This is a genomic window from Streptomyces sp. NPDC054975 (assembly GCF_053609105.1).
In genome coordinates, this window is the sequence record NZ_JBSGWV010000024.1 from 54,844 (window position 1) to 65,181 (window position 10,338).

Consider the following 10,338-nt stretch of genomic DNA (forward strand, 5'->3'; position numbering starts at 1 on the left):
GGGGCGGCCCCTTCACGGGGGCGCCCCACTCCTCGTCGTACATCCTTATGCTGATCATGAGTTGGGGGCCGAACGGGGGGACCGGGGCTGCCCCCTCACCGCTCCGGAACGCGAACCGAGGAGAATCCTCCATGCCCTCTCTGCCGCCGCTCTCCGCCCAGGCGGAGCACCTCGTCACGCTCGGGGTGCACGAACTCGCTGGCCTGTCCGCCGACGAACTGCGTGCCTTCGCCGACGAGGCGGGAGGTGGACGGACGGACGTCCTGCTCGCCGTCCACCCGGACCGCGCGCCCGCCTCCGCGCTCGCGCCCCTGCTCCGGCGCGCGGACAAGCCCGGGTTCGTCGTCGTCGACATGCCCGACGTCGACGACTTCGCCCCGTACGACATCGAGCTGCCCGACGCCCCCCTCTACCTGGTCGCCGGGCTCGACCGCGGCGACCACATGTCCAACTGGAGCCCGGAGGAGGCGCTGCCCGCGCTCACCAAGGACGAGCGGACGCCGCTGGTGCTCACCGAGGGCATCCACTGGGTGATCCAGCAGCCGGAGGCCCTGGAGCGCAACCGCTGCTTCATGACCATCGGCTCCCGGCTCCGCAAGGCCAACGGCTCCCTGGACGCCCGTACCCCGGCGATCTGGATCAGCAACGGCACCGGGCGCGACGGCCGCGAGCGGCGCGACGCGCCCAAGGTCGGCTGGTGCTGGTGGGGCAACCGTCACACCTGGCTCGGCTTCGGCTCCACCACGGGCCGGACCGGCGCCTGACGCCGAGCCCTTGTCACGCCGCGTTCCGGCGCCGGGTCAGGAGCAGGCTGCCCGCGCCGAACGCGGTCAGGGCGGCCGCCCCGCCGAGGGCCAGGGGGAGCGGGGACGGGGAGGTCCGGGCCGCGTCCGAGGAGAGGGCCGGGGCGTGTTCGTCGCCGCCGTGGCCCGCGTGGCTCACCGTGGAGCGGTCCGCGCCCGCCGCGATCTTCGCCTCGCTGGGAGCCGAGGCCGCTGTCGGCGCCGCGCCGAAGGTGACGTCCGAGCAGCTGTAGAACGCCTCCGGGCTGTCGCTGCGCTGCCAGACCTTGTAGACGATGTGACGGCCGGTCCGCGCGGGCAGGTTGCCGGTGAAGTGGTAGTAGCCCTCCGCCGAGGTGCGCGGGGTGGCGTAGGTGGCCACCGGGGTCGCGTCCAGGTCCGACCACTTCAGCGGCTTGGTCGGGTCGAAGCCCGGCTTGGTGATGTAGACGGTCATCGTGCCCTGGTGCGGCGCGGTGACCCGGACCTTGAAGTCGAAGGAGCCCGTGGAGACCGCCGTCGCCGGCCAGTCCGTCCGGGCCCAGTCCAGCGCCCGGTACTTCTCGCGGTTGGCCGAGCAGAGCTTGCCGTCGGGGATGACCACCTGGTGCTGCCCGGCCGCGTTGGCGATGTTCACCTCGTTCCAGTCGTAGAGCGGCTGCGTACCGGAGTCGGCGACCAGGTCCTTGCACACCTGGGACTTCGGCGTCTCCGGGCCCTCGGCGTAACAGGCCGCCACCCGGCTCACCGGGTTGAAGACCGCGCCGTGCGCACCGGCGACGGACGGGGTCAGGGGGACGAGGGCGGCGGCGGACAGGGTGACGGCGGCGGCGGTACGGCGGATCGACGGCATGCGGGGCTCTCTCTCGTGCGTGGGGGAGGACGGGACGAGCAACCAGGGCGCGCCGTACGGGAGTTGGGAGCAGCCGTACGCGCTCGCCCGAGCCTCGCATTGGTCCATACCAATCGGCAAGAGGGAGGAGCGAGAAAGGTGGAGGCGGCCTCCGGGCGCGCCGCCGCACACCCGGAGGCCGCCGCACGCGGCGTGCGAGGACTCAGCCGTTGGCCAGCGCCTGCACCCGCGAGAGGTCGCCGTTGAACCGGTTGTGGTCGCCGACCGTCGGGCCGGTCGAGGTGTACTGCCACATGGTGTAGTACGGCCACCCCGCCGGCAGCGTGCCCACGGTCGACGCGTACCGCGCGATCCACAGCGGGTTGGACGCGCCGAAGCCGGAGTAGTTGCCGGTGCACTGCGTCCACCAGCTCGTCGCCGTGTAGATCACCGCGTCCCGGCCGGTCCGCGCCTTGTACCGGCTCAGGAAGTCGCGGATCCACGTGACCATCGCGGACTGGGACTTGCCGTAACAGGTCGCGCCGTACGGGTTCCACTCGATGTCCAGCGCGCCCGGCAGCGTCCTGCCGTCCCTGGACCAGCCGCCGCCGTTGTTCACGAAGTAGTCGGCCTGGGCCGCGCCCGTCGTCGTGTCCGGGGTCGCGAAGTGGTACGCGCCGCGGATCATGCCCACGTTGTAGGAGCCGTTGTACTGCTGCGCGAAGTAGGGGTTCTTGTAGTAGGTGCCTTCCGTCGCCTTGACGTAGGCCCACTTCACCCCGCTGTTCCACAGGGTTGACCAGGCCACGTTCCCCTGGTGGCTGGAGACGTCCACGCCCTCCGTCTGGGCGGCGCGGGGTGTGCCGGGCGTGCCGGCCTGGCCGTCGTGCGCGACGACGCCCATGCCCATGTGGGCGGAGCCGCGCGGGGGAACGGCCTCGGCGTCGGTGCCGGCGGCACCGGCCGGTCCGGCGAGGGTGAGCGGCAGGAGCAGGGCCAGCGCCGCGAGCGCGGCGCCGGCGAGGGTCTTTCCGGATCTGTGCACGGGCATTGCGTGCCTCCGAAAGGCTCGGTGGGGGAGCGGGTCGACCAGTCCTGGTGCGGACATGTCATCAGTGACGCTACGCACGTAGACCCGCCTGGCGGAAGGGGGTCCGGGTGCCGCCGTTGGTCTACTCCTGCGAAATACTGGGGGAGCTGCGGCGATGGCCGCGGCGGTAAGAAACTTTCAGCGACCGGAAAGCGCGCGAGGGGTGCTGACGTGCACGGAAGCGGTACGGCGGGTGAAGGCGAACCCACCGGCGGTTCGACCGACGGGAGTGGTGTGGACCAGGAATTCCTGGCCCTCGAAAGGGAGCTGGCGGTCTTTCTGCGCCGCGCCCGCGCCCAGTCCGGCGAGATGGCCCGCGAGGTCCACCCGGAGCTGGAGTCCTCCGCGTACGGACTCTTCGTACGCCTCGACGACACCGGTCCGCAGCGCGCCACCGAACTCGCCGGCTACTTCGGCGTCGGCAAGGCGACCATGAGCCGCCAGCTGCGCGTGCTGGAGGACCTCGGACTCGTCGCCCGCAACCCCGACCCTGCCGACGGGCGCGCCTCGCTCGTCCGGCTGACGGAGGAGGGGCGGCGCCGCTTCCGTCGGGTACGGGACGCACGGCGCGGGCGGTACGTCCGCAAGCTCGCCGACTGGGACCGCGCGGAGGTCGCCGAACTGGCCCGCCTGCTCCACCAGCTGAACGCGCGCGCGGAGAGCTGAGGGCGCGGGCGCGCGCGCTCAGAGAACCGCGTACACCGCCGTCGCGTCGTCGTGGACCTTCCAGCGGTGCGCGACGGCGCCCGCCTCCTCCAGCGCCCTGACCCGTGCGAGCAGCCCGTGCGCGCCCTCCGTCCGGAGCACCGCGCAGCAGGCCGCCCAGTCGCCCTGGCCGAACAGCTCCACCCAGCGCGACGCCCCGTCCGAGAGCGCCGCGAGCGCGCGGACCTCCGCCCGGGGCGTCGTCCCGGTCACCGCCAGGCTCACCACCTCCGGGTCCGCCGCCGCCGTGAAGAAGCCGCCCTCCCGGTTCCGCAGCCGGTCCGTCGCCACGAGCGAGCGGCGGACCTCGTCCGGGAGCAGGTCGAGACGGTCGTCGAGGACCGCCACCACCGACCCGTCCGGCGCCTCCAGGAGGAGCACCGCGTCGGACAGCACGAGGTGTTCGACGCACTCCGCGTCCCAGCGCGCCATGGCGACGGTCGCCTGGGGCGTGCGTACGTGAGAAAGGTCACAGGTGCCCCGGTGGGCGTCCGCGGTGCGCCGGATCGCCTCCGCCAGGATCTCGGACAGCGTCATGTCACGTCGCGAAGCGGACAGTTCGGTCAGTGCGCCCCCGAGGCGGGCGGCGAACCAGGGCACGCCGTGCACACAACCGTCATCATCGATCGGCGGCGTCACTCCGTCGAGCACCACGACCGTCCCGCCCCCGCCGGACGCGGGCAGAGTGGCGGCCGCCCAGTCCTCGTTGGGGCGTTCGGGACTGCCGGGCAGGGTGACGAGCTCGGTGCGCATGATCCCCAGTCTGCCCCCTGGCGCCCGGAGGGCGCGCTGCCCCTTCACAGCGTCTTCAAACCGCTGAATATGGCCTGTACCAACGCTTCGTGAGCCGTCCGCGAGGCGGAAGCGGAGCCTCCGGCGAGCTGCGGGCGGGCATCCTGCCAAAGCCCGCGCGGAAGATCCAACCGGCGCACCGCGCGGCCGTGCGGAAGGCCCCGCGCGGAGTTGTTCGCCAACTCAGGAGTGTTGTTCACTCGTTCGGGTGGCGGAGCGGCCGATGCGCGTCCCCTTCCCAGAAGCGCTGGAATGGTCGGAAGCCGTACCAGGGGTGGGGGCGCTCTATCACGTGACCGGTCGTCACCTCTGCTTCATGGGCGGACGAGTCGAGAATGCGAGCACCGGTGCAGAAGAAGCGGCCTCGGAGCAACAACGGCACGCGGAGCCAGGCCCCCGGTGACCCGCTGAGCACGGGCAACGCCACGGGCCCCGGCGCCGTACCCGGGAACACCCCGTCCGGTGCCCCCGCACCCACGCCTACGCCCGCGCCCTCGCCCGTGAGCACCGGCCGCCCCAGGCGCGTCCGCAACCGCCTCGTCGCCGGTGTCGCCCTCGTCGGCGTCACCGTCCTCGCCGCCGGCGCTCCCGCGGTCCTCACCGCCTCCGGCGAACTGACCGAGTCCCAGCGCCTGGTCACCCTCGCCGAGCTGGACCGCCAGGCCGTCACCCTCGCCCACTCCCTCGCCGACGAGCGCGACGAGGTCGTCGCGTACATCGCGGCGGGCCGGGACGAGCAGCAGGGCGACGCCGCCGACAGGCGGCAGGTCACCAGCACGCGTTCCACCCGGGTCGACCGCCAGGTCGACGAGATCCGGCCCGCCGCCCCCGCCGAGCTGCGCCGCGACCTCGCGGGCCTGCCGTCCATCCGCCGTACCGCCCTCACCGGCAAGGGCACGGCCCTGGAGGCCCACCGGGCGTACACGGACGTCATCGCCAAGCTCCAGGCCCTCGCCGACGAGCTGGCCGAGCAGACCCCCGCCCGCGCCGCCGACGCCACCCGGGCCCCGGCCGCCCTCGGCCTCGCCGTCGAGCAGGCCTCGGCCGCCCGCGGCCTGCTCCTCGCCGCCCTCGCCGTACCCCAGCCCCGGTCGAGCGGCGTCGAGTACGACCCCGTCACCGGCACCTACGTCCCCACCAAGGCGGCGGGCGCCGACGAGGCCGACCGGGCCCGCAACGCCCTCACCGCGGCCGCTCAGCAGGCCCGGGTCCGCGAACTGGCCGCCCTCGCCGACTTCGACCAGGCCGCCACCTCCACCGGACGCGACTCCCTCGCCGCCACCGTCACCGGCCCCGACGTCAAGAAGGCCGAGAGCCTGCTCGCCAAGCTCACCGACCAGCCGGTCCTGTCCACCTCCGAGCGCAGGACCAGCCCCGAGCAGCTGGAGGCCGCGCTCTCCGCCCGTATCGAGCAGATGCGCGGCGTCGAGTCCTCCCTCTCCGCCACCCGGGTGGACCGCCTCGCCCAGCTCCGCGACGACGACGTCACCGCCCTCGAAGTACGCATCGCCTTCCTCGGCGGCTGCCTCCTGGTCGCCATCGGCATCTCCACCTACGTCGCCCGCACCCTCACCCGCCCCCTCGCCGTCCTGCGCATCGGGGCCGCGCGGCTCGCCGCCGCCCCGGAGCCGGAGACCGAGGAGGCCGTCCGCTTCACCGGCCGCAACGACGAGTTCGCCCAGGTCGTACGGTCCCTCAACACCCTCCACGGCAAGCTGGCCGACCTCGGCCGGCGCGCCGGACGGCTCGACAGCGAGCGCGCCGACCTGGCCGGAGCCCGTGAGGCGCTCGGCGCCGAACTCGCCGCCCAGCGCGCCGAACTCCAGGGCCAGACCGCCCTGCTCACCGCCGAACTCGAACGGCTCCGGCACACCGTCCACCACACCTTCGTCAACCTCTCGCTGCGCAGCCTCGGGCTCGTGGAGCGGCAGCTCGGCGTCATCGAGAAGCTGGAGGAGCGCGAGCAGGACCCCGACCGGCTCGCCACCCTCTTCAAGCTCGACCACATGGCGACCGTCATGCGCCGCCACAGCGAGAACCTCCTCGTCCTCGCCGGTCACGAGCACGTCCACGGCCACCCCGGGCCGGTCCCGCTGGTGGACGTGCTGCGCGCCGCCGTCAGCGAGATCGAGCGGTACGAGCGGGTCACCCTCCAGTCCCTGCCGCCGCACGCCCAGATCGCCGGCTTCGCCGCGGACGACCTGAGCCACCTGATCGCCGAACTCCTGGAGAACGCGACCTCCTTCTCGCCGCCCGACGCGCAGGTCCAGCTCTCCGGCTGGCTCCTGGAGAGCGGCGAGGTCATGCTCTCCGTCCAGGACGAGGGCATCGGCATGACCGAGTCCCGGCTCACCGAGATCAACGCGCGGCTCGCCGAGGCCGACCCGGCCGACACAGAGGGGGAGGGGCTCGGCATCCGCGTCACCGCGCTGCTCGCCGCCCGCCACGGGGTACGGGTGCAGCTGCGCGAGCAGAAGCAGGGCGGCATCGCGGCGGTCGTCGTCCTGCCGCTGCCGCTGCTCCCGACGGCCCCGCCGACCACCGCGGGTCCGCCGGCCGTCCCGGTCACGGGCGGAGCGCCCACGATCAACCTCCCCGGCTCGGTCGCCGAGGCCAACTCCAACACCCTCCCCTCCCGCACCCGCGACCCGCTCGTGGAGGCGGCGGAGCGCGCGGTCGAGGCGGCGGAGGAGGAGCAGGCCGGAGAGGAGCCCGCCGCGGAGGAGGAGCAGGCCGCGGAGGAGGAGCAGGCCGCCGAGGAGCCCGCCGTGGATCCGATGGCGGGGCGGGAAACGGATAGGGGATCCGAGATCCAGGATCCGATATCCGATGTCCGGGATCCGGAGCCTGCCCCGGAGCTCGCGGAGCCCGCTCCCGAGACCCCTCAGGCCCCCGCCCCGTCCGTCGCCGAGACCACCCTCCAGGTCCGCCTGCCCGACGCGCCGGCCGAGCCCGACGCGCACGAGCGCTCCCCGGAGGAGACCGAGCCGTCGGCCGCCCCGCGCGTCACCGACAAGGGGCTTCCCAAGCGCACGCCGAAGATCGTCCCGCAGGCCGGGACGGTGCCCGCCCCGCGCGCGGGCGGAGTGGACCCGGAGGCCCTGCGCCGCAGGCTCGGCGGCTTCCACCGAGGGGCAGAGGAGGGCCGCAAGGACGTCGAGGCCGAGATCGAAGCACGCACCGAGGAGAAGACGGGGGACACAGTCGAGGAGGCACGCGGTTGACTGCGACCGGAACATCTGAGACCGGCACACCTGCGACCGGAACGTTCGGACTGAGCAGGGAGGCCCGCAACCTGCACTGGCTGCTGGGCAACCTCGTCGAGGAGGTGCCCGGGGTCCGCTCGGTCGCCGTCGTCTCCTCCGACGGACTGCTCCTGCTCTCGTCCGACCCGGCGGCCCAGGACGCCACCCCCGCCGAGGACCGGGCGACCGGCCCGCGGGGCTCCAGCGCCGACCTCGCCACGATCGTCTCCGGCATCGGCAGCCTCACCATCGGCGCCGCCCGGCTGATGGACGGCGGCGGGGTCAAGCAGACGATGGTGGCCATGGAGGAGGGCAGTGTCTTCGTCATGTCCATCAGCGACGGTTCGCTGCTCGGCGTGCACGCCGAGCCCGACTGCGACATGAGTGTCGTGGCGTACCACATGGCCCTCTTCGTCGGCCGCGCCGGACACGTCCTCACCCCCGAACTCCGCAGCGAGCTGCGCAAATCGATGGAGAGCGCCCAGTGACGTCTGCGCTGAACGCCCACTTCACCAGGTTGCCGGTACGGGGCGAGGGGCGCCGCCCCGCGCGCGTACGCCCGTACTCGCTCACCGGCGGCCGGACCCGCTTCGGTCACGTCCTGCTCGTCGAGACCTTCGTCGCGGCGCTGGAGGCGGGGCCCGGGCGGAAGGAACTCACGGACGGCGGTCCGCCCGCCCGGGGCCTCATGCCGGAGATGCGGGCCATCGTCGAGATCTGTCGGCGGATGCGTACCGTCGCGGAGATCTCGGCGCTCCTGAAGATGCCGTTGGGTGTCGTCCGGGTGCTGCTCAGCGACCTGGCCGACCAGGGAAAGATCCGTGTGTACGGGACCGGTCACGGCACCGGGCAGCCCGACCGCGCGCTCCTCGAAAGGGTGCTGAGTGGACTCCGCCGTCTCTGAAGCCGCTGCCCCGGCCCTCGCCGGAATCCCCGCCCAGCCCGAACCCCGTTCCGAAACCCAGGACGTCGGCACCGAAGAGGGCGCGCAGGACTGGCAGCTCGACCACACCCGGGCCCCCATCGCGACGAAGGTCGTCGTCGCGGGGGGCTTCGGGGTGGGCAAGACGACCTTCGTCCGGGCCGTCTCGGAGATCACACCCCTCCAGACCGAGGCCCTGATGACCCAGGCCAGCCAGGAGACCGACGACCTCTCCGCGACACCCGACAAGCTCACGACGACCGTCGCGATGGACTTCGGCCGGATCACCCTGGACGACGACCTCGTGCTGTACGTCTTCGGCACGCCCGGTCAGCAGCGGTTCTGGTTCATGTGGGACGACCTGGTGCGCGGTGCGATCGGCGCGATCGTGCTCGCGGACACGCGCCGGCTCACCGACTGCTTCCCCGCCCTCGACTACTTCGAGAGCTGCGGTCTGCCGTACATCGTCGCCGTCAACCACTTCGAGGGCACCGAGCGGTTCGAGCCCGAGGACGTCCGCGAGGCGCTGACGGTACCCCCGGCCGTACCGGTCGTGATCATGGACGCCCGCAAGCGGTACAGCGTCGTCGAGACCCTTCTCGCGATGGTCGGCCACGCCCTCGAAGCAACCCCCGAATAACTTCCTCCCCCAGGAGCACCACCCGCCATGCGGAAGATACTCATCGTCGGAGCCGGCCAGTCCGGTCTCCAGCTCGCCCTCGGACTCCAGTCGCAGGGGTACGAGGTCACCCTCATGTCCAACCGCACGGCGGACGAGATCCGGTCCGGCCGGGTCATGTCCACCCAGTGCATGTTCGACACCGCGCTCCAGCACGAGCGCGACCTCGGCATCAACTTCTGGGAGTCCCAGGCCCCGCGGATCGAGGGCCTCGGTGTCTCCGTCGCCGCGCCGGACTCCACGCGCGCGGTGGACTGGGTCGGGAAGCTCGACGGCTACGCGCAGTCCGTCGACCAGCGCGTGAAGATGGCCGGCTGGATGGAGACCTTCGCCCAGCGCGGCGGCCAGCTCGTCATCCACGGCGCGGCGGTCTCCGACCTGGACTACTTCTCCCGTACGTACGACCTGGTCCTGGTCTCCGCCGGCAAGGGCGAGCTGGTCTCCATGTTCGGCCGGGACGCCGCCCGCTCCCCGTACGCCGAGCCGCAGCGCGCGCTGGCCGTCGCGTACGTCCACGGCCTCGGCCCCCGCCCCGAGCACCCCGACTTCGACGCGGTCCGCTGCAACCTGGTCCCGGGCGTCGGCGAGCTCTTCGTCATGCCGACGCTGACCACCTCCGGCCGCGCCGACATCCTCTTCTGGGAGGGCATACCCGGCGGCCCGCTCGACGCCTTCCAGGGCGTCAAGGACCCCGCCGAGCACCTGTCGCTGACCCTGGAGCTGATGGAGAAGTTCACGCCCTGGGAGTACGCGCGGGCCACCAAGGTCGAGCTGACCGACGCGGGCGGCACCCTGGCGGGCCGGTACGCCCCGACCGTCCGTAACCCGATCGGCCGCCTCCCCGGCGGAGGCCTGGCCCTGGGCGTCGCGGACGTCGTCGTCGCCAACGACCCGATCACCGGCCAGGGCTCGAACTCGGCCGCCAAGTGCGCCGCCGCCTACCTCGCCGCGATCGTGGAGCACGGGGACAAGCCCTTCGACGAGGCCTGGATGCAGTCCACGTTCGACCGGTACTGGAACACCGCGCAGCACGTCACCAAGTGGACGAACGCCATGCTCGGCGTCCCGCCGGAGCACGTCCTGAACCTGATCGGTGCGGCCGGCCAGCTCCAGCCGGTCGCCGACCGCTTCGCGAACGGCTTCAACGACCCGGCCGACTTCGAGAACTTCTTCTACGACCCGGAGAAGACCGAGGCCTACCTGGCGTCGGTCGCCGGGGCCTGACGGCCTGAGGGGGGCGGGGGGCGGGGGGGGGGCGGCGGCCCCCCCGCCCCGCCCACCGGGGCGGAGG

General features: G+C 72.9%; 10 protein-coding genes. 7 read left to right on the forward strand and 3 right to left on the reverse strand.

Annotated elements, in window-relative coordinates:
- Positions 1-131: 131 nt before the first annotated feature.
- A complete protein-coding gene (locus ACWF79_RS21560; RefSeq protein ID WP_453729729.1) occupies positions 132-764 on the forward strand; it encodes a DUF5701 family protein in 633 nt (210 codons plus the stop codon).
- A 13-nt stretch (positions 765-777) separates the two neighbouring features.
- On the opposite strand, the gene ACWF79_RS21565 is transcribed toward ACWF79_RS21560, so the two are convergent.
- A complete protein-coding gene (locus ACWF79_RS21565; RefSeq protein ID WP_453729730.1) occupies positions 778-1,635 on the reverse strand; it encodes a lytic polysaccharide monooxygenase auxiliary activity family 9 protein in 858 nt (285 codons plus the stop codon).
- A gap of 202 nt (positions 1,636-1,837) precedes the next feature.
- On the reverse strand, positions 1,838-2,665 hold the full coding sequence (locus ACWF79_RS21570) for a lysozyme (RefSeq protein ID WP_453729731.1): 828 nt from the start codon (positions 2,663-2,665) through the stop codon (positions 1,838-1,840).
- Positions 2,666-2,875: 210 nt separating this feature from the next.
- On the opposite strand from ACWF79_RS21570, the gene ACWF79_RS21575 reads away from it, so the two are divergent.
- Positions 2,876-3,370, forward strand: a complete 495-nt coding sequence (locus tag ACWF79_RS21575) for a MarR family winged helix-turn-helix transcriptional regulator (protein WP_453729732.1) — start codon at positions 2,876-2,878, stop codon at positions 3,368-3,370.
- An 18-nt stretch (positions 3,371-3,388) separates the two neighbouring features.
- Here ACWF79_RS21575 and ACWF79_RS21580 read toward each other — a convergent pair whose 3' ends face one another.
- Positions 3,389-4,162 (reverse strand): hypothetical protein, encoded by a 774-nt coding sequence (locus tag ACWF79_RS21580; protein WP_453729733.1) that lies wholly within the window; start codon positions 4,160-4,162, stop codon positions 3,389-3,391.
- 374 nt (positions 4,163-4,536) lie between these two features.
- Here ACWF79_RS21580 and ACWF79_RS21585 point away from each other — a divergent pair, with 374 nt between their 5' ends.
- From ACWF79_RS21585 to ACWF79_RS21605, 5 genes are read left to right on the forward strand one after another with little or no spacing between them, the layout of a single operon-like run.
- Entirely contained in the window at positions 4,537-7,425 is a 2,889-nt protein-coding gene (locus ACWF79_RS21585) for a nitrate- and nitrite sensing domain-containing protein (protein WP_453729734.1), read from the forward strand.
- A complete protein-coding gene (locus ACWF79_RS21590) occupies positions 7,422-7,934 on the forward strand; it encodes a roadblock/LC7 domain-containing protein (RefSeq protein WP_453729735.1) in 513 nt (170 codons plus the stop codon). Before ACWF79_RS21585 ends, ACWF79_RS21590 begins: the two co-directional genes overlap by 4 nt.
- Positions 7,931-8,350: a DUF742 domain-containing protein gene (locus tag ACWF79_RS21595; protein ID WP_453729736.1), complete on the forward strand. Its 420-nt coding sequence runs from the start codon at positions 7,931-7,933 to the stop codon at positions 8,348-8,350. Before ACWF79_RS21590 ends, ACWF79_RS21595 begins: the two co-directional genes overlap by 4 nt.
- Positions 8,331-9,008 (forward strand): GTP-binding protein, encoded by a 678-nt coding sequence (locus ACWF79_RS21600; RefSeq protein WP_453729737.1) that lies wholly within the window; start codon positions 8,331-8,333, stop codon positions 9,006-9,008. Before ACWF79_RS21595 ends, ACWF79_RS21600 begins: the two co-directional genes overlap by 20 nt.
- 27 nt (positions 9,009-9,035) lie before the next feature.
- The gene (locus tag ACWF79_RS21605; RefSeq protein ID WP_453729738.1) at positions 9,036-10,271 is read left to right on the forward strand and encodes a styrene monooxygenase/indole monooxygenase family protein; all 1,236 of its coding nucleotides are present in this window, start codon (positions 9,036-9,038) and stop codon (positions 10,269-10,271) included.
- The last annotated feature ends 67 nt before the right edge of the window (positions 10,272-10,338 follow it).